Annotated in this window: 18 protein-coding genes and 1 tRNA gene; 12 read left to right on the top strand and 7 right to left on the bottom strand. The window is 72.0% G+C overall.

What is annotated here, in order from left to right; genetic code table 11:
• Nucleotides 1-10 precede the first annotated feature (10 nt).
• From AC0680_RS06570 to AC0680_RS06545, 6 genes are read left to right on the top strand one after another with little or no spacing between them, the layout of a single operon-like run.
• On the top strand, nt 11-430 hold the full coding sequence (locus tag AC0680_RS06570) for a MaoC/PaaZ C-terminal domain-containing protein (RefSeq protein WP_478625507.1): 420 nt from the start codon (nt 11-13) through the stop codon (nt 428-430).
• A gap of 42 nt (nt 431-472) precedes the next feature.
• Nucleotides 473-1,330 carry a class I SAM-dependent methyltransferase gene (locus AC0680_RS06565; protein WP_478625506.1) on the top strand — a complete coding sequence of 286 codons (858 nt, stop codon included), beginning with the start codon at nt 473-475 and terminating at the stop codon, nt 1,328-1,330.
• Nucleotides 1,327-2,097: a PIG-L deacetylase family protein gene (locus AC0680_RS06560; protein WP_478625504.1), complete on the top strand. Its 771-nt coding sequence runs from the start codon at nt 1,327-1,329 to the stop codon at nt 2,095-2,097. Before AC0680_RS06565 ends, AC0680_RS06560 begins: the two co-directional genes overlap by 4 nt.
• An 11-nt stretch (nt 2,098-2,108) precedes the next feature.
• Nucleotides 2,109-3,065: an EamA family transporter gene (locus AC0680_RS06555; protein ID WP_478625502.1), complete on the top strand. Its 957-nt coding sequence runs from the start codon at nt 2,109-2,111 to the stop codon at nt 3,063-3,065.
• Nucleotides 3,066-3,070: 5 nt separating this feature from the next.
• A complete protein-coding gene (locus AC0680_RS06550; protein WP_478625729.1) occupies nt 3,071-3,514 on the top strand; it encodes a PPC domain-containing DNA-binding protein in 444 nt (147 codons plus the stop codon).
• A 26-nt stretch (nt 3,515-3,540) separates the two neighbouring features.
• Entirely contained in the window at nt 3,541-5,016 is a 1,476-nt protein-coding gene (locus tag AC0680_RS06545; protein WP_478625500.1) for an FAD/NAD(P)-binding protein, read from the top strand.
• 178 nt (nt 5,017-5,194) lie between these two features.
• On the opposite strand, the gene AC0680_RS06540 is transcribed toward AC0680_RS06545, so the two are convergent.
• From AC0680_RS06540 to AC0680_RS06530, 3 genes are all read right to left on the bottom strand, one after another.
• Nucleotides 5,195-5,268: transfer RNA gene (locus AC0680_RS06540), tRNA-Pro, on the bottom strand.
• A 12-nt stretch (nt 5,269-5,280) separates the two neighbouring features.
• Nucleotides 5,281-6,009 carry a Pr6Pr family membrane protein gene (locus AC0680_RS06535; protein WP_478625498.1) on the bottom strand — a complete coding sequence of 243 codons (729 nt, stop codon included), beginning with the start codon at nt 6,007-6,009 and terminating at the stop codon, nt 5,281-5,283.
• A 324-nt stretch (nt 6,010-6,333) separates the two neighbouring features.
• Complete coding sequence (locus tag AC0680_RS06530) at nt 6,334-7,260, bottom strand: metallophosphoesterase (protein WP_478625496.1); 927 nt, start codon at nt 7,258-7,260, stop codon at nt 6,334-6,336.
• Nucleotides 7,261-7,372: 112 nt separating this feature from the next.
• Here AC0680_RS06530 and AC0680_RS06525 point away from each other — a divergent pair, with 112 nt between their 5' ends.
• Entirely contained in the window at nt 7,373-7,837 is a 465-nt protein-coding gene (locus AC0680_RS06525) for a GatB/YqeY domain-containing protein (protein WP_478625494.1), read from the top strand.
• Nucleotides 7,838-8,076: 239 nt separating this feature from the next.
• On the opposite strand, the gene AC0680_RS06520 is transcribed toward AC0680_RS06525, so the two are convergent.
• On the bottom strand, nt 8,077-10,275 hold the full coding sequence (locus AC0680_RS06520) for a transglycosylase domain-containing protein (protein ID WP_478625492.1): 2,199 nt from the start codon (nt 10,273-10,275) through the stop codon (nt 8,077-8,079).
• Between the two features lie 382 nt (nt 10,276-10,657).
• On the opposite strand from AC0680_RS06520, the gene AC0680_RS06515 reads away from it, so the two are divergent.
• A complete protein-coding gene (locus AC0680_RS06515) occupies nt 10,658-10,999 on the top strand; it encodes a WhiB family transcriptional regulator (RefSeq protein ID WP_384427848.1) in 342 nt (113 codons plus the stop codon).
• A 281-nt stretch (nt 11,000-11,280) separates the two neighbouring features.
• On the opposite strand, the gene bagB is transcribed toward AC0680_RS06515, so the two are convergent.
• Nucleotides 11,281-12,624: an ATPase BagB gene (gene bagB / locus AC0680_RS06510; RefSeq protein ID WP_478625489.1), complete on the bottom strand. Its 1,344-nt coding sequence runs from the start codon at nt 12,622-12,624 to the stop codon at nt 11,281-11,283.
• Nucleotides 12,621-13,679: an ATPase BagA gene (gene bagA / locus AC0680_RS06505; RefSeq protein WP_478625487.1), complete on the bottom strand. Its 1,059-nt coding sequence runs from the start codon at nt 13,677-13,679 to the stop codon at nt 12,621-12,623. Before bagA ends, bagB begins: the two co-directional genes overlap by 4 nt.
• Before the next feature lie 209 nt (nt 13,680-13,888).
• Between bagA and AC0680_RS06500 the strand changes: the two genes are divergently transcribed.
• From AC0680_RS06500 to AC0680_RS06485, 4 genes are all read left to right on the top strand, one after another.
• A complete protein-coding gene (locus tag AC0680_RS06500) occupies nt 13,889-14,050 on the top strand; it encodes a Sp36 family protein (RefSeq protein WP_003975360.1) in 162 nt (53 codons plus the stop codon).
• Nucleotides 14,047-14,511 carry a RidA family protein gene (locus AC0680_RS06495; RefSeq protein ID WP_384427855.1) on the top strand — a complete coding sequence of 155 codons (465 nt, stop codon included), beginning with the start codon at nt 14,047-14,049 and terminating at the stop codon, nt 14,509-14,511. Before AC0680_RS06500 ends, AC0680_RS06495 begins: the two co-directional genes overlap by 4 nt.
• A 214-nt stretch (nt 14,512-14,725) precedes the next feature.
• Nucleotides 14,726-15,745 carry an NUDIX hydrolase gene (locus AC0680_RS06490; protein WP_478625485.1) on the top strand — a complete coding sequence of 340 codons (1,020 nt, stop codon included), beginning with the start codon at nt 14,726-14,728 and terminating at the stop codon, nt 15,743-15,745.
• A complete protein-coding gene (locus tag AC0680_RS06485; RefSeq protein WP_478625483.1) occupies nt 15,742-16,578 on the top strand; it encodes an MBL fold metallo-hydrolase in 837 nt (278 codons plus the stop codon). The genes AC0680_RS06490 and AC0680_RS06485 overlap by 4 nt, the downstream gene beginning before the upstream one ends.
• Nucleotides 16,579-16,639: 61 nt before the next feature.
• On the opposite strand, the gene AC0680_RS06480 is transcribed toward AC0680_RS06485, so the two are convergent.
• A complete protein-coding gene (locus AC0680_RS06480; protein WP_478625481.1) occupies nt 16,640-17,449 on the bottom strand; it encodes a nucleotidyltransferase domain-containing protein in 810 nt (269 codons plus the stop codon).
• Between the last annotated feature and the right edge of the window lie 82 nt (nt 17,450-17,531).

Genomic DNA, 17,531 nt, shown 5'->3' with positions numbered 1-17,531 from the left:
AGATTTTCACGTGGGAGACGTGTTCGAGCTGGGCAAGGTCGAGGTCACCGAGGAGGAGATCCTCAGCTTCGGCCGCGCCTACGACCCGCAGGTCTTCCACACCGACCCGGAGAAGGCCCGGGACTCCTCCTTCGGCGGCCTGGTGGCCAGCGGCTGGCTGACGGCCTCGCTGTTCATGCGGCGCTACGTCGAGGAGATCCTCAACCGGTCCGCAGGGGAGGGCTCGCCCGGCGTGGACGAGCTGCGCTTCCTCCAACCGGTGCGGGCCGGGGACGTGCTGCAGGCCCGGCTGACGGTGCTGGGGATCGCCCCGGTGCTCGGCCGCCGCGGCTCCGGCATCGTCCGCCCCCGGTGCGAACTGCTGGACCCGCAGGGAAAAGCGGTCTTCAGCATGGTCCTGCACAGCATCTTCCGGCGCCGGGATGTCTGACCCCACCCGGGCCCACTTTCTACAGACGGGGAGCAGTGACACATGGAATCGGTGAATCAGGTCATGGAGCCGGTGTCCAAGACCGCGCAGTGGACCGCCGCCGCCCGCGCGGTGGAGTCCGAGCGGCCGGACCGCATCTTCGACGACCCCTACGCACGGCTGGTCGCCGGTGAGACCGGCTTCGAACTGCTCGAACGCTACGCCGGTTCCGCGGTCGTCCCGTTCGTGCTGGTGCGCACCCGCTACATGGACGACGCCATCGTCCGCACCGTCAAGGAGCGCGGCATCCGCCAGGTGGTGCTGGTGGCCGCCGGGATGGACATGCGGGCGGTGCGGCTGACCTGGCCCGAGGGCGTCACGCTCTACCAGCTCGACCGGCCGGCGCTGCTGGAGACCAAGGCGGCGCTGCTGGCCGAGAACCCGCCGCGGCAGACGGAGGGAGCCGTCAGCAAGAGCCACTCGGTTCCGGTCGACCTGGCCGCCGGATGGCAGGACGAGCTGCACGCCGCGGGCTTCGACCCCGGGCAGCCGACCCTGTGGGTGGCCGAGGGACTGTTCTTCTTCCTGCCCGAGGACGTGGTGCGCGACCTGCTGGGTTCGCTGCGCGAGCTGTCCGCGCCCGGGTCCGTGCTGATCGGCGACATGACCAGCCGGGCCACCCTCCACAACCCGCTCGCCAAGGGCTTCATGCGGGTGCTGATGGAGGACGGCAACCCCTGGCTGTTCGGCACCGACGAGCCGGAGGAGTTCCTGGAGTCCTGCGGCTGGGCGACCGAGCAGCTGCTCCAGCCCGGTGAGGAGGGCGCCGACTTCGACCGCTGGCCGCACCCGGTGCCGCCGCGCTCGATGCCCAACGTGCCGCGGTCCTTCCTGTTCACCGCCGGGGTGAAGCCCGCGTGACGTACGCCGGATCCGCCGAGCCCCCGTTCGGCCATGTGGACCGGGTGCTGGCGATCGTCGCGCACCCGGACGACGTGGACTTCAAGGCGGGCGGCAGCATCGCGCAGTGGACCGCGGCGGGCACCGAGGTGACCTATCTGGTGCTGACCGACGGGGCGGCCGGAGGCGAGGACCCGGCCGTCCCGCGCGCCGAACTGGCCGCCGTCCGGGAGGCGGAGCAGCGGGCCGCCGCCGACGTCCTCGGCGTCAAGGAGGTCGTCTTCCTCGGCCTGCCCGACGGGGAGCTGACGGCCGGCCTGGAACTGCGGCGGGAGATCACCCGGGTGATCCGGCGGGTCCGGCCCCAGCGGGCGCTGATCCAGAGCCCGGAGATCAACTGGGACTTCCTGCCGGACGTCCATCCCGACCACCGCGCCGCGGGAGAGGCCGCGCTGGCGGCGCTCTACCCGGACGCCCGCAATCCGCGCGCCTACCCGGAACTGCTGCTGTCCGAGGGGCTGGCGCCGTGCGTCGTCCCGGAGATCTGGGTGATGACCTCGCCGCGCCCCGACACCTGGGTCGACGTCACCGACGCCTTCGACCGCAAGCTGGCCGCACTGCGCGCCCACACGTCGCAGACCGCCCATCGTGCGAACCTGGCGGACGACATACGTTCGAGGCTGCGCGGGCAGGCCGCGGCGGGCGGCCTGGCCGACGGCCGGCTGGCCGAGGCCTTCCAGGTGATACGTACCGAACCGGCTGCCCAGCCTGTCGAGCGCACCCGTTGAAGGAGGGTTCCTTGCCGATCTCGAAGTTTCTGGGCGGCGTCCTGGTGATGGTGATCTGGGGGGTCAACTTCGCCATCATCGACATCGGCCTACGGTCGTTCGACCCCTACCTGCTGGCCTCGCTGCGGTTCCTGCTGGCGGCCGTGCCCGCGGTGTTCTTCTTCAAGCGCCCCCAAGTGCCGTGGCGCTACATCGCGTTATACGGGCTGTTCTTCGGCATCGGTCAGTTCGGACTGCTCTTCGCCGGGATGCACTTCGGGTTCTCCGCCGGGCTCGCCTCGGTGGTGATGCAGCTCCAGGCGTTCTGGACCATCGGGCTGGCGGCGGCGATGCTGCGCGAGCGGGTCGTCCCGCGTCAGCTGACCGGCGTGGTGGTGGCGGCCGTCGGCATCGCGTTGATCATAGGGATCACCGACGGGTCGGTCACCGCCGTCGGCGCGGTGCTGGTGATCGGCGCGTCGATGTCGTGGGCGGCGGCCAACATCGTCATCAAGAAGGCGCACCCGACCGACGCGCTGGCGTTCACGGTGTGGGCGAGCCTGATCCCGCCGATCCCGATGTTCCTGCTCTCGCTGGGCATCAACGGCTGGGGCTCGATCACCCACTCCTTCGAGCACATGGGCTGGGTGGGCCTCGGCTCGCTGGCCTACATGGTGTACCCGACGATCCTCTTCGGCTTCACCCTGTGGGGTCATCTGCTGCGCAACTACAAGACCTCCCACGTGGCGCCGTTGTCGCTGCTCGTGCCGGTCTTCGGGATGGCCTCCTCGATGCTGCTCCTCGGTGAGCCGCTCGGCGCGCTGAAGGCCGCCGCGATCGTGCTGGTCATCCTGGGACTGGTCATCAACCAGTTCGACCTCGTCGGCCGGTTGAAGAAACGCTGGCAGGCCGCGCCGACCGCGCCCGCGCCGACCGAAGTCCCCGGCGGCGACCCGGCCGCCAGCACCAGCACCACGAAAGCGAGTTGACCCAGATGCACAGCCGCCTGCTGACCGATGACGCACCCCGGATGTTCGCCGTCGTCTTCGACCAGGACGATGACGTGCTGCCCGTACTGGAGAAGTTCGCCACCGACCACTCGGTGGCCGGGGCCTCGTTCACCGGTATCGGCGCCTTCCGCGACGCCGCGCTCTCGCTCTTCGACCCGGAGAGCAGGACGCATGTGCCGATCCCGGTCACCGAGCACACCGAGGTGCTCAGCCTGACCGGCAACATCGCGCTCAAGGACGGGCGGCCCTCCGTCCACATGCACGCGGTGCTCGGCCGCCGGGACGGCTCGACCGTCGGCGGACACGTCCAACGGGCCACCGTGCGGCCGACGCTGGAGGTCATGGTCACCGAGTTTCCGAGCCCGCTGACCAGGCGCCTGGACGAGGCGCGCGGGCTGCCCGTCATCGATCTGGAAGCGGACCGCTAGACCCGGCGGCCGGAGGGGGATGCACGATGCGTGTGGCGGTGATCGGTGGTGGCGCGGCGGCGGTCAGCCTGCTGGACAGCATGCTGCGCCGTTTCGAGGGCGAGGAGACGCGCTGTGACCTCACGGTGTACGAGGGATCGGCCAATCTGGCCACCGGCCGCGCCTACCGCCCGGACCTGGACTGCGCCCTGGTCAACAGGGAGGCCGGGTACATGTCGGTGCGGTGCGCGGAACGGGACCACTTCCTGCGCTGGCTGCACGACGAACCGCGGTACCGGGACACCCCCTACGCGTCGCAGCCGGTGGACTCCTACGTTCCCCGGCGGGTCTACGGCGAGTACCTGACGTCCCATCTGGAGTCCGGCCGCGCCGAGGCCGAGCGGCGCGGCTGGACGGTGGGGGTGGTACCGGAGTTCGCCGTCGAGGCGAAGGCGACCGCCGCCGACGTCATGATCCGCAGCGCCGGCGGCGTCAGCCACTTCGACCGGGTGGTGCTGTGCCTGGGGACCGGCGAGCCCGCCGACCCCTACCGGCTGACCGGCGCCCCCGGCTTCCACCCCGACCCCTATCCGCTGCGCTCGGTACTGCCCGGGATAGCCGCCGACGCCCACGTGTTGGTGCTGGGCACCGGCCTGTCCGGAGTGGACGTCGCCCTCGGACTGCTGCGCTCCGGACACCGCGGGCCGATCACCATGACCTCCCGGCACGGCCTGCTGCCGGGGGTACGTGCCACCCAGACCCCGTTCCAGCTGCGCCACACGACGCCGGAGGCGGTGCGGCGCCGGACCGGGCACGACGGGACCCTGCGGATACGGGACGCCTGGCGGCTGCTGCGCGACGAGCTGACCGCGGCCGGGGTGGACCTCCGCGCGCTCGCCGCGGACCGGCCCGCGGCCGAGCGGCTGCGCGAGGACCTCTCCCAGCTGGACTACAACGCCTGCCACGCGGCGGTGGCGGCGATGATGCACCAGGCGCGGGAACCCATCTGGTGCGCCATGCCGGACGCCGACCGGCGGCTGTTCCTGAACCGCTTCCATCCGTTCGGCAAACCGCTGTACAACCCGATGCCGCCGCCCACCGCGAGGGCGCTGCTGGACGCCATGGACAGCGGCCAGTTGACGGTACGGTCCCGAACCGCCGGCGTCACCGCGCGCCCCGGCGGCGGGTTCACCCTGGAGGACGGCGGCGGACGGCTGACCGGTGTGGACGCGGTGGTCGACGCCACCCGCTCCGGCCTGGCCGGCACCGGTACCCGAGCGGAGCCCTTCGTCGACTCGCTCACCGGTTCCGGCCTCGCCGTCCGCAACCCGCTCGGCGGCATGCGCATCGACGTCGCCACCAACGCCCTGCGCTCCACCCTCCCCGAAGACGTCCCGCGCTTCTTCGCACTGGGCGATCTCGCCTCCGGGGACCTCTTCTACGCGGGAAGCATGTACATGATCAACGCCCGCGCCGAGGTGATCACCCGCACCCTCGCCCGGACCGCCAACAGCGGACGGTAGGGGGCGGCCGCGCCTCTGGGGCGCCGCATGAGCTACGCCACAGCTCCGTCTCGCTGTCGGCGGACGGCGGCGCCCCCTCGAAGAGAGCGAATCCGAAACGCCGGTCACGCAGTTAGCGACGCACAAAGCAGGAGAGGCACCTACTGAATCAGTAGGTGCCTCTCCTGTGTTCCTTCAGTCGGGGTGGCGGGATTTGAACCCACGACCTCTTCGTCCCGAACGAAGCGCGCTGCCAAGCTGCGCTACACCCCGAAGCAACGAGCTCTACTTTAGCGGACTGAGCCCCGTAGGCGAAATCCGGTTCTTGTGGAGCCGCGGAGTCGGCCTGACCTGGTCGATCGCGATGGCGGCCAGGGGGAGGAGGCAGCTCGCCGCGGCGATGGTGAGGGTGGGGGCCAGGGTGCGGGAGGGGGCGGTGCCCGCGGGGGCCGGGAGGGGGAGGGCGAAGCCGAGGTAGAGCAGGGGGTAGGCCGGCCACTGCCAGGCGAAGGGGAGACGGAATCCGCGCGGGGTGGTCAGCAGGAGCCAGTCGGCGGCGGTGGCGAGCGGGGTGAGCGTGAAGAGGAGGAGGTGGGAGATCGCTTGGGCCGTGGTGGGGGCGGCGGTTTCGGGGAGCGCGAAGGGGGCGGGGGCGCCGGTCGGAAGGTGGTGGAGGAGGGTCGCGAGGGAGACGTAGGTGAGGAGGGCGCCCGTGAGGCGGGGGGTTACGGGGCGGCGGCCGGTCCAGGCGCGGTGGGCGGTGCAGACGGAGACCAGCGCGGTGGCGAGGGCGGCCTGCGCGGTGAAGGAGGCGGCGAGGCGGGCCGGGGCGGGGATGGCGAGGGCCTCCAGGAGGAGGCCGGCCAGGGCGGCCGCGGCGATGAGGAGGCGGAAGGCGCCCGCGAGGGGGCGTCGGAGGGCGGGGGCGACGGCCGCGGCGGGGGTGCGGGCGGCGGCGCCGGCCGGTCCGGTGGCGTGGCGCGTGGACTGCGAGGTCCGGGTGGGGTCGGACATTCCTCCACGGTAGGGGGACGGAGGATCGGGGACGGGTGGGGGAACCCCGTGTCGGAAGAGCACCGGGCCGCGGAGGACGGCGGGCCGTGGCGCAAGCGGGCCATGGAGGTACCGCGCGGCCTACGAAGGCACTGGGCCGCGGGGGCGATGGTGCCCCTCGCGCCCCGCGCCGCCGCGGAGGCGTCGGTGCCCATCGCGCCCCGGACCGTGTGCCCGGCACCGTCGCAGCCCGGAGCCCGGAGCCCGGAGCCCGGAGCCCGGAGCCCGGAGCCCGCAGCCCTCGGTGCTCGCCGCCCCCCGGGCCCGTACGCCCGGGTGGTCTTCCTACGCCCGCGCCGTGAGCGTCAGCAGCGTCGCCTCCGGGGGGCAGGCGAAGCGGACCGGGGTGTAGCGGTTGGCGCCGCAGCCGGCGGATACGTGGAGGAAGGAGGTGCGGCCGTCGGCGGTGTGGGTGGACAGGCCCTTGACGCGGTCGGTGTCGATGTCGCAGTTGGTGACCAGGGCGCCGTAGAACGGGATGCAGATCTGGCCGCCGTGGGTGTGGCCGGCCAGGATCAGCGGATAGCCGTCGGCGGCGAAGGCGTCCAGGCAGCGCAGGTAGGGGGCGTGTACGACGGCCAGCGAGAGGTCGGCGCCGGATTCCGGGCCGCCGGCCACCTCGGCGTAGCGGTCGCGCTTGATGTGCGGGTCGTCCAGGCCGGTCAGGGCGATCTCGAAGCCCTCCAGCTTGAGGCGGCCGCGGGTGTTGGACAGGTTGACCCAGCCGGCCGTGTCGAAGGCGTCGCGCAGCTCTTCCCAGGGGTTGTGGACGGCGCCCACGACGGGGGCGTTCCCGTTGAGGCCGTGCCGGCCCTGGACCCGCTCGAGCAGATAGCGGGCAGGGTTGCGCAGCCTGGGGCCGTAGTAGTCGTTGGAGCCGAAGACATACGCGCCGGGGAACTCCATCAGCGGGCCGAGCGCGTCCAGCGTCTCCGGGACGCCCTCGGGGTCGGAGAGGTTGTCACCCGTGTTGATGACGAAGTCGGGGCGCAGCCCGGCGAGCGACTGGAGCCAGCGCTGCTTCTTGCGCTGCCCGCTGACCATGTGGATGTCGGAGACCTGAAGGACGCGCAACGGGCGCATGCCGCGGGGGAGTACGGGCACGGTCACGCGTCGCAACCGGAAGGAGCGGGCTTCGAAGCCGGCGGCATAGGCCAGGCCGGCCGCGCCGACTGCGGTCAGGGTCAGGGGTACTCCGTATCGCGCGCGCATGACCCCATGGTTGCAGAGTGGCGGGGGTGGGTGCGGACAGGGCGGGCAGGGCCGGGGCGGCCGGGAGGAAAAGGCGCGGCGGTTGTCGGTGGGTGGGGGCATACTCGACGGCATGACCACGCTCAAGACCAAGCTGCAGGACGACCTCACCACCGCGATCAAGGCGCGCGACGAGCTGCGCTCCTCCACCCTCCGCCTCACGCTGACCGCGATCCAGAAGGAAGAGGTCGCGGGCACGGAGGCACGCGAGCTGTCCGACAGCGAGGTCGAGAAGATCATCGCGCGGGAGGCGAAGAAGCGCCGGGAGGCCGCGGACGCCTTCGACAAGGGCGGCCGGAGCGAGTCGGCCGAGCGGGAGCGCGCCGAGGGCGAGGTGCTCGCGGAGTATCTGCCCAAGCAGCTGACCGAGGACGAGCTGGAGCAGCTGGTCGCGGCGGCGGTGGCGGAGGCCAAGGGGGCCGGCGCCGAGGGCCCGAAGGCGATGGGCGCCGTCATGAAGATCGTCAACCCGCAGGTGGCGGGTCGTGCGGAGGGCGGCCGGGTGGCCGCGGTGGTGAAGAAGCTGCTGGCCGGCTGAGCGGCCGAGGGAAGTCCTTGAGGGAGGACCGAAGGACGTCCTGAGGACGGGGCGGGCCGGCGGGAATCCTGAGGAAGGGTGAGGGGGCGCCCCGTTGTTGGGGCGCCCCCTCATCGCGCTCGCCGTCCGGCTCCACGGTGGGCACCCGCGGCGCTGCGGGCAAGTCCCCGCGGGGGTTGCCGCCGACGCGCCGGCCAGTCGCCGGTCCCCTGCCGACTCGTCCGCCGCCAACCGGACACCTACCAGCCGCCGTTGCCGCCGCCCAGGATGTCGGGCCAGTCGGGAAGGTCCCAGCCACCGCCCGGCTTGTCGTCGCCGCCGTGGCCCGGGCGGGGCTTGTGCTTGCCGCGGCCCTTGTCGTCGCCCCGGTCCTTGTCCCGGTCGGGGTTGCCGATCGGGACGGTGGGCAGGGCCGGCGCGGGCCGGCCGGCCAGGGCGCCGGTCATCGCGTCGCGCCAGATGGGGCCGGGGGTGTCGGCGCCGTAGACCTTCTCGTGCGGGACACCGCCGATGGTGATGTCGTACATCTTGCGCTTGTGCTGCGGGTCGCCGACCCAGACGGCGCCCGCCGCGTTCGGGGTGTAGCCGACGAACCATGCGGCGTACCGGCTGTCGCTGGTGCCGGTCTTGCCGGCGCTGTCGCGGCCCTTGAGGCCGGCCTCCTTGCCGGTGCCGTCCTCGACGACGCCCTTGAGGAGGGTGTTGATCGTGTCCGCGGTCCGCTTGGACATCGCGCTGCGGCAGCTGGTCCGCGGGACCTCCAGCGCCCGGCCCCGCGCGTCGGTGATCGATTCGATGGCGACCGGGGAGCAGTACTCCCCGCCGTTGGCGAAGGCGGCGTAGCCGGAGGCCATCGTCAGCGGCGACATCTCCTGGACGCCGAGCGTCATCGACGGCACCTGCTGCAGCGGCTTGCCGTCCGCCCGCTCGATGCCCATCTTCTGGGCCATCTTGACCGCCGGGCAGATGCCCATATCGCTGATCAGCTGCACGAAGTAGGTGTTGACCGACTTCGCGGTCGCCTCCTTCATGCCGTACGGGCCGACCTCGCGCTTGTTCTCGTTCTGGGTGGTGTCGGCGGGGCTGCCCTGCCACTGGCCCTCGCAGGTCTGCACCGGGCTCGGATACGGCATCCGGTAGGGCGAGGAGTACTCCTGCTCGGGGCTGGTCCCCTGCTCCAGTGCGGCCGCCGCGATCACCGGCTTGAAGGTCGAGCCGGGCTGGTAGCCGGCGCCGCCGCCCATGGCGTCGTCCACCGAGAGGTTGAGCACGGTCTGGTTCTCACCGAAGCCGTACGGGCGCGACTGGCCCATGCCGAGGATCTTGCCGGTCCCCGGTTCGACGATGGTGGCGGCGGTGGCGACCGGGTCGTCCTCGTAGACGTGGTCGCCGATCGACGCCTGGATCGCCTTCTGGGTCTGCGGATCGAGGGTGGTGCGGATGGTCAGTCCGCCCCTGTCCCAGCGCTTCAGCCGGTCCTTGCGGGTCTTGCCGAAGGCCTTGTCGGTGAGGAAGACCTTGCGGATGTAGTCGCAGAAGAACCCGGCGCCGTCCGTGGCGGTGATGCAGCCGTTCTTCGGGCGGCTGACCGCGAGCTTGATCGGCTTCTTGGCGGCCGCGTCGGCCTGTGCCTGGGTGATGTTCTTGAGGTCGGCCATCCGCTGCAGAACGGTGTTGCGCCGCCGGGCGGCCTCCTGCGGGGCGGTGACCGGGTCGTAGCGGCTCGGCGACTGGACGATGCCGGCCAGCAGCGCCGACTCCTCCAGGCTCAGGTCCTTGGCGTGCTTGCTGAAGTACCGCTGGGCGGCCGCCTCGACGCCGTACGCCTGCTGGCCGAAGAAGGTGATGTTGAGGTAGTTCTGCAGGATCTTGCGCTTGCCGAGTTCCTTCTCGACCTGGATCGCGTACTTGAGTTCCTTGATCTTGCGGCCGATCGTCTGCTGGGTGGCCTGCGCGACCTTGTCCGCGTCGTTCCCCGCCTCCTCGATGAAGACGTTCTTCACGTACTGCTGGGTCAGCGTCGAGGCGCCCTGGGAGACACCGCCCGACTGGGCGTTCTTGTTGACCGCGCGCAGGATGCCCTTCATGTCGATGGCGCCGTGGTGATAGAAGCGCGCGTCCTCGATCGCGACGATCGCCTGCCGGATGTACGGCGACATGTCCTTGAGGTCCACGACCGTGCGGTCACGGGAGTAGACCTTGGCGATCTCGCCGCCCTTGGCGTCCAGAATGGTGGTCCGCTGGCTGAGCGGCGGCGTCTTGAGGTTCGCCGGGATGTCGTCGAAGCCCTCGACGGACCCCTTGGCCGTGAGGCCCAGCGCTCCGGCCGCCGGAAGCGCGAGACCGGCGAGCACCGCTCCGGCCAGGACGCTGACACCGAGGAACTTGGCGGCTTGCTGCGTCTTGGACAGTCCTCCGCCATCGCGCTTCTTAGGCATGGGGGCAGCCTACGTTCTGAATCGCCGGACAGGGGCGCACCTGTTCGTTTAGCCTGTCCTCAGCTGCCGCAGCGGAATGGTTACGCCTCGGTTCGTCAACCCCTACTCTCCCGCGGACCACACCCCACGTGTCCCCATGAGTCGCCAGAAATCCGGCGTCAGGGCGACGGACTGTCCCGCCTTGTGAGCAAAGTTACGTATGCCGTTCGGTCACTCCGTTGGGTGATCTGCCGCGTACGCATAGTCCGTTCGGGCCATTCAAGATTGGGCCCGAAGGGGGTGTTGCACCCTGTCTGCCTTCCGTAACGTCCTCAACTGGCAACGGTGAATATGCCGATTGCCGCCGTGGGGGAGCCTCGATTCGGGAGAGGACGGCGCCAGCATGGGCTGGGTAACCGACTGGAGTACGCAGGCAGCTTGCCGCACTACCGATCCGGATGAATTGTTCGTTCAAGGGGCGGCACAGAACCGCGCCAAGGCGGTGTGCACCGGATGTCCGGTACGCACGGAATGCCTGGCCGATGCCCTGGACAACCGGGTGGAGTTCGGCGTGTGGGGCGGGATGACCGAGCGCGAGCGGAGGGCGCTGCTGCGCCGCCGCCCGACCGTGACGTCATGGCGTCGCCTGCTGGAGACAGCACGTACGGAATACGAGCGCAGCACGGGCATTCTGCCGGTGGACTGCGAGGACGAGACCTTCGACGAGTACGCCGCGGTCGGATAGCGGCCGGCCGGTCGGCCGGATGAGCGTCGGCTCGGTCGGTGGCACGCTCGGTGTCACGGGCGCGCACCGTCAAGTGATCTGGGTGCGCCCGGAGGTCGGGTGCCGCCGGTGTACGCGTCGAGCGCCTTGGTGCGTCCGCACGTGATGCGCACGAAAGCGATGCGCAGGGCAGTGGTGTGCTCGACAGTGGTGTGCGCTCGTACGGGTTGCGTGTGCGGGTGGTGCTGCGTGCATACGGGCGGGGTGAATGCCGCCCGTAGGGGCCGCATGGCTGGTACGGCTCAGAGGTCGGAGTCCGTATCCGTACCGCTCTGTGCGCCGTTGAGCGCCAGGCGGTCGCCGATCGCGCGCAGGCCTGCGAGGTCGTGGACGTCGCCGGGCAGCGCGGCGACCTCCGTCACCGGGACCTCGGGGTGCAGCGCGGTGAAGCGGTCCCGCGTGCGCCGTTCGCGCGCGAGAACCTGCATGCGTTCCGCGTGCAGTCGCAGCAGCCCGGCGGCCAGTTGCGCCGCCGAGGCCGAAGTGGGTGCCACATGCTCCGCCGCGGCAGCGGGGGAGAGGCCGCCGGCGGTACGTGATCCAGCCTTCCCGTCGTCGAGATCCACAATGCCGGTTGCTTCAAGATTATTTTCTGCGTGGTCCGCTTCGGTGTCGTCCTCCGCGGCCGCGTCCGTCAGGGCCTCCGCGGCGGCAAGCGCGCGCTCGGCGCTCAGTTGGGCGGCGTTGCTGCCGTGTACCCGGTTCAGCACCAGGCCGGCCAGCGGCATCTGCTCGGCGGCCAGCCGCTCGACGAAGTACGCCGCCTCGCGGAGCGCGTCCCGCTCCGGCGCGGCCACCACGAGGAACGCCGTACCGGGCGCCTGCAGGAGGCGGTACGTGGCGTCCGCGCGGGTGCGGAAGCCGCCGAACATGGTGTCCATGGCGGCCACGAACGTCTGCACGTCGCGCAGCAGTTGACCGCCCATGAGCTTGCTGAGCGTGCCGGTCATCATCGACATGCCGACATTGAGGAACTTCATGCCGGCCCGGCCGCCGACCTTCGCCGGCGCCATCAGCACCCGGATGAACTTGCCGTCCAGGAAGGAGCCGAGGCGCTTGGGCGCGTCCAGGAAGTCCAGGGCGGACCGGCTCGGTGGCGTGTCGACGACGATCAGGTCCCACTCGTCGCTCGCGCGGAGCTGGCCGAGCTTCTCCATGGCCATGTACTCCTGCGTGCCCGCGAAACCGGCCGACAGGGACTGGTAGAAGGGGTTCTCCAGGATGGCGCGGGCCCGGTCGGCGTCGGCATGGCCTTCGACGATCTCGTCGAAGGTGCGCTTCATGTCGAGCATCATCGCGTGCAGTTCGCCGCCCGCGGTCTCGTCGACGCCCTTGACCCGGCGCGGGACGTTGTCGAGCTCGGAGATGCCCATCGACTGCGCCAGCCGCCTCGCCGGGTCGATGGTCAGCACGACGACCTTGCGGCCGCGCTCGGCGGCGCGTACGCCCAGCGCCGCGGCGGTGGTGGTCTTGCCGACGCCGCCCGAACCGCAGCACACCACGATGCGGGTGCGCGGGTCGTCGATCAGGGCGTCGACCTCCAGGCCCGGGGCCGAGGCGTCCAGCGTCGTGTCGTCCGAGGTCATATGGGCCCCTGTTTCCGCAGGTCTCTCGCCAGTTGGTAGAGCCCGGCGAGGTCCACTCCCTCGGGGAGCAGCTCCAACTCGTAGGTGGGCAGGCCGATCGCGGTCAGTTCGGCGTGCTCGGCGCGCTCCAGCTCGACGCGCTCGGCGTGTTCCCGCGCCTGTTCCAGCAGGGGGTCGATCAGCCGGTCCGCCAGCCCGCCGCGGCGGGCACCGCCCAGGCCCGCCTGGGAGAGCGCCTTGGCGACGCCCGTACGGGCCCCGCGGGCGGCGATGAGGTCGAGGTCGCCGTTGTCCAGCAGGGCCGGGCGGGTCATGTTGATGACGATGCCGCCGACGGGGATGCCCGCGGCGCGCAGCTCCGCGACACCGTCCGCGGTCTCCTGGACCGGCATCTCCTCCAGGAGCGTGACCAGATGCACCGCGGTCTCGGGCGACTTGAGGACCCGCATCACGGCCTGCGCCTGATTGTGGATCGGGCCGATCTTCGCAAGGCCGGCGACCTCGTCGTTGACGTTCAGGAACCGGGTGATGCGGCCGGTCGGCGGGGCGTCCATCACGACCGCGTCGTAGACGAACCTGCCGTTCTTGTCCTTGCGGCGCACCGCTTCGCAGGCCTTGCCGGTCAGCAGGACGTCCCGCAGGCCGGGGGCGATGGTCGTGGCGAAGTCGATCGCGCCGAGCTTCTTCAGCGCCCGGCCCGCGCCGCCGAGCTTGTAGAACATCTGGAGGTAGTCCAGCAGGGCGCGTTCGGCGTCGATGGCCAGGGCGTGGACCTCGCCGGCCCGTCGTCCGCCACCGCCCCTGACGGCGTCCGCCCCCGGCTCCGCCCGGGGGGACCCCCACCGCGGGGCGCTCTCGGATGCCGGGCCTACGGCGATCTTGCGCTCCTCGTACGGAAGCGCCTCGGTCTCGAACAGCTGGGCAATGCCCTGCCGGCCCTCGACCTCGACCAGGAGGGTACGGCGCCCCTCGGTGGCCAGGGCGAGGGCGAGGGCAGCGGCGACCGTGGTCTTGCCGGTGCCGCCCTTGCCGCTGACGACATGGAGCCTGCTCACGCCAAGGAGCCTAACCAGTCCGCGTCGGGAGTACGCACGGGATACGCCTGGGAGGTCCCGGAGATCTTGCCCACGATCCCTCCGGGACGGTTCAGGGATGTTCCGTAGGGGTCGGGCGGGCACCGGCTCGGCGGCCGTGTCGGGCGGGCGCGGGCGGGCCGTGGCGGACGGCGTCCACCGCGGCCCTGGACAGGCATTACGCTCGGCCCATGACCAAGTGGGAATACGCGACCGTGCCGCTGCTCGTGCACGCGACGAAGCAGATTCTGGACACCTGGGGCGAGGACGGCTGGGAGCTGGTCCAGGTCGTGCCGGGCCCGAACAACCCTGAGCAGTTGGTGGCCTACCTGAAGCGGGAGAAGCAGGCGTGAGTGCGGCCGAGGACAAGATCGCAGCGCTCGGCCTGAAGCTGCCGCAGGTCGTGCCGCCGCTGGCCACGTACCAGCCCGCGGTGCGCTCCGGCTCGTACGTCTTCACCTCCGGCCAGCTGCCGATGGTGGACGGCGCGCTGCCGGCCACCGGCAAGGTCGGCGCCGAGGTGAGCGCGGAGCAGGCCAAGGAGCTCGCCGCGACCTGCGCGCTCAACGCGCTGGCCGCCGTGAAGTCCGTCATCGGCGACCTCGACAAGATCCAGCGGGTCGTCAAGGTCGTCGGTTTCGTGGCCTCCGCGCCGGACTTCACCGGCCAGCCGGGCGTGCTCAACGGCGCCAGCGAGCTGCTGGGCGAGATCCTCGGCGACAAGGGCGTCCACGCCCGGTCCGCCGTGGGCGTGGCGGTGCTGCCGCTCGACGCGCCGGTCGAGGTCGAGATCCAGGTCGAGGTCGCGCAGTAGTCGGGACCGCGGAGTGGTCGAGGTCGCGGGGCGGGCCCCGCGGCCTCGCGTGCGCGGGGCCAGCGGGCTAGCGGGTTCGTGGTCGGCGGCCTCGCGGGTTCGTGGTCGGTGCTTCCCCCGCTCCCGGAGGTGGGGGCGGCGCCCGTCCCGGCGGAGCGCGCCCGGCGCGAAAGTGGCCCTCGAACATCCGCGCGCGAGCGCATAGCATCCGGCCATGTCGTCCACGACCAATGGCCAGTGGTACCCGCCGGAGTGGCCCGACCGCATCCGGGCGCTCACGAGCGGCGAGCTGACCCCTGCCGAGCCGCGGCGGGCCGCGACCGTCCTGCTGCTGCGGGACTCGGGATCCGGTGGCCCCACCGTCCACATGCTGCGCAGACGCGCCTCCATGGCCTTCGCCGGAGGCGCGTACGCCTATCCGGGCGGCTCCGTCGACCCCCGTGACGAGCGCCCGGTGGCCTGGGCCGGTCCCTCGCGTGCCCAGTGGGCCGTCCGGATGGGCGTCGACCCGGCCACCGCGCAGGCCATCGTCTGCGCGGCGGTGCGCGAGACCTTCGAGGAGGTGGGGGTGCTGCTCGCCGGCGCCTCGGCCGACACGGTCGTCGAGGACACCACGGGCGAGGACTGGGAGGCGGACCGCGCGGCCCTGATCGCCCATGAGCTGTCCTTCGCCGACTTCCTGGGGCGCCGCGGCCTGGTCCTGCGCTCCGACCTGCTGGGCGCGTGGGCACGCTGGATCACCCCGGAGTTCGAGCCGCGGCGCTACGACACCTGGTTCTTCGTCGCAGCGCTGCCCGAGGGCCAGCGCACCCTCACCCAAGGACCTTCCGATATCCCCGCGTCCCAGCCTGGTGCGACCGGTTCCGCCGTCGCTCCAGGGGGGACCCCCAGCGCGTCCACAGAGGCGGATCTCGCACTGTGGGTCCGGCCCGAGGAGGCGGCGGCCGGCTACGACCGGGGCGAGCTGCTGATGATGCCGCCGACGATCGCGACGCTGCGCGCTCTCCAGCCGTACGCCACCGCCGCGGACGTGCTGGCCGCCGCGGAGGCCCAGGACCTGACGCCGGTCCTGGCCCGCGCGCGCCTGGTGGGCGGCGAGATCGAGCTGAGCTGGCCGGGGCACGACGAATTCACCAAGCACATCGCGCCGACGGACGCCGATGGCGCCGCCGGAGCCGGCGGTTCCGACGGATCCTCAGGAGCCCCCGGCCCCAAGGGAGGGAACCCGACGTGACCGAAGCAGCCGCCCTCCCGGGGCAGCCACGTGGCGGAGTGATCTCCGGGGCGGCCACCGCGCGCGCCCACTGCGTACTGGCCCCGAATCCGTCGGCGATGACGCTGGACGGCACCAACACCTGGATCGTCGCCGAGCCGGACTCCGACCTCGCCGTCGTCATCGACCCGGGGCCCCTCGACGAGGGCCACCTCCAGGCCGTCGTCGACACCGCCGAGCGAGCCGGCAAGCGCATCGCGCTGACCCTGCTGACCCATGGTCACCCGGACCACGCCGACGGGGCCGCCCGGTTCGCCGAGCTGACCCGTTCGGCCGTACGGGCGCTGGACCCGGCGCTGCGCCTCGGCGGCGAGGGGCTGGCGGCCGGCGACGTCATCACCACCGGTGGGCTCGAACTGCGCGTGGTGCCCACACCGGGGCACACCGCCGACTCGCTCTCCTTCCACCTCCCGGCCGACCGCGCGGTGCTCACCGGCGACACGATCCTGGGGCGCGGCACCACCGTGGTCGCGCACCCGGACGGGCGCCTGGGCGATTATCTGGACTCGCTGCGCCGGCTGCGCTCCCTCACGGTGGACGACGGCGTCTCGACTGTCCTGCCGGGCCACGGGCCGGTCCTGAACGACGCCCAGGGGGCGGTGGAGTTCTATCTGGCGCACCGCGCCCACCGGCTCGCCCAGGTGGAGACCGCGGTCGAGGCCGGGCACCGCACCCCCGCCGAGGTCGTCGCCAACGTCTACGCCGACGTCGACCGGTCCCTGTGGCCGGCCGCCGAGCTGTCGGTACGGGCGCAGCTGGACTACCTGGGCGAGCACGGGCTGATCGAGGGCTGAGCGCCCTGGGCCGTGGCCGGCAGCCGGCCACGGCGCCCGCTGCGAGGCTCCGTCAGCCGCTCTACGGGCGGGGAGCCTTCGCCCCGTGGACGGCGAGGTATTCGTCGGCCAGCCAGGGCGCGAGGCCGGCCAGCAGCTCGTCCAGCAGTTTCGGGTACGCGGCGGGGGTGCGGGCGGCGCGGGCCGCGGCGCGCATCTGCTCGGCGTGCGCCGGGTAGTAGCGGCCGAACACCTCGGCGGACTGGGCGAGATCGCTGGTCCAGCCGCCCCAGCGCGGCATGACCAGCGTGAACCCGGTGCGTACGAGCCGGCGGGCCACGCCCCGGGTCAGCCGGGTGCGTTCGGCCTCCGTGGTTGCCGCCGCGGCCTTCTCGCGCAGACCGGGCAGGCTGCGGAAGAGGTCGCCGTTGGTCTCGCGGGCGAGGAGCGAGGTGGGACGGTAGCGGGGCAGCCGGGCGGCGAGGTCCGGGCCGCTGAGGGGCGTGCACAGACACGCCACGAACCACGCGAGGTCGTGCCGCTCCGGCTCGCTCAGCAGCCGGTCCACACCGAACAGCAGCAGGCCCGCGCCGTCGATCTGCCGGTGGGCGGCGTCCAGCTCCTCCTCGATGGCGCGGGCGGCGGCGCGGTCGTCGTCGGTCGGCTCGTCCCGTAGGGCGACCAGCGCATCGAGGTCGGAGACGCCCGGTACGGCGGTGCCCCGCGGGATGCTGCCGAAGAGGTAGCTGCTGTGGAGGCGGTCGGGGCCGAAGTGGTCGGTGAGGCGGGCGCTGAGCTGTGCCACCACGGGCGCGAACCGCGCGGACACGCGGTCCAGGGATCCTTCCCGTACGAAGCGGCCGTTCCGATCCAGTCCCGTGCCGTTGGCCATGGCGCAACTATGGCGAGGGGGCGGGCGGGGGCGCGAGGCAATTGCGAAGGGCCCCGCCGGAGCGGGGCCCTTCGATGCCAGC

The sequence above is a fragment of the Streptomyces sp. NPDC043738 genome, assembly GCF_056436545.1.
Note: the sequence above shows the minus strand (reverse complement) of the source record. Positions and strands in the feature narration are given on the sequence as shown.

Excerpts from the sequence above, each read along its gene's own strand:
- AC0680_RS06530 (WP_478625496.1), bottom strand. The coding sequence starts at position 7,260 with ATGCGCGCGCGATACGGAGTACCCCTGACCCTGACCGCAGTCGGCGCG.
- AC0680_RS06515 (WP_384427848.1), top strand. The coding sequence starts at position 10,658 with ATGGGCTGGGTAACCGACTGGAGTACGCAGGCAGCTTGCCGCACTACC.
- AC0680_RS06500 (WP_003975360.1), top strand. The coding sequence starts at position 13,889 with ATGACCAAGTGGGAATACGCGACCGTGCCGCTGCTCGTGCACGCGACG.
- AC0680_RS06520 (WP_478625492.1), bottom strand. The coding sequence starts at position 10,275 with ATGCCTAAGAAGCGCGATGGCGGAGGACTGTCCAAGACGCAGCAAGCC.
- AC0680_RS06480 (WP_478625481.1), bottom strand. The coding sequence starts at position 17,449 with ATGGCCAACGGCACGGGACTGGATCGGAACGGCCGCTTCGTACGGGAA.
- AC0680_RS06525 (WP_478625494.1), top strand. The coding sequence starts at position 7,373 with ATGACCACGCTCAAGACCAAGCTGCAGGACGACCTCACCACCGCGATC.
- AC0680_RS06550 (WP_478625729.1), top strand. The coding sequence starts at position 3,071 with ATGCACAGCCGCCTGCTGACCGATGACGCACCCCGGATGTTCGCCGTC.
- AC0680_RS06490 (WP_478625485.1), top strand. The coding sequence starts at position 14,726 with ATGTCGTCCACGACCAATGGCCAGTGGTACCCGCCGGAGTGGCCCGAC.
- AC0680_RS06565 (WP_478625506.1), top strand. The coding sequence starts at position 473 with ATGGAATCGGTGAATCAGGTCATGGAGCCGGTGTCCAAGACCGCGCAG.
- bagB (WP_478625489.1), bottom strand. The coding sequence starts at position 12,624 with ATGACCTCGGACGACACGACGCTGGACGCCTCGGCCCCGGGCCTGGAG.
- AC0680_RS06535 (WP_478625498.1), bottom strand. The coding sequence starts at position 6,009 with ATGTCCGACCCCACCCGGACCTCGCAGTCCACGCGCCACGCCACCGGA.
- AC0680_RS06545 (WP_478625500.1), top strand. The coding sequence starts at position 3,541 with ATGCGTGTGGCGGTGATCGGTGGTGGCGCGGCGGCGGTCAGCCTGCTG.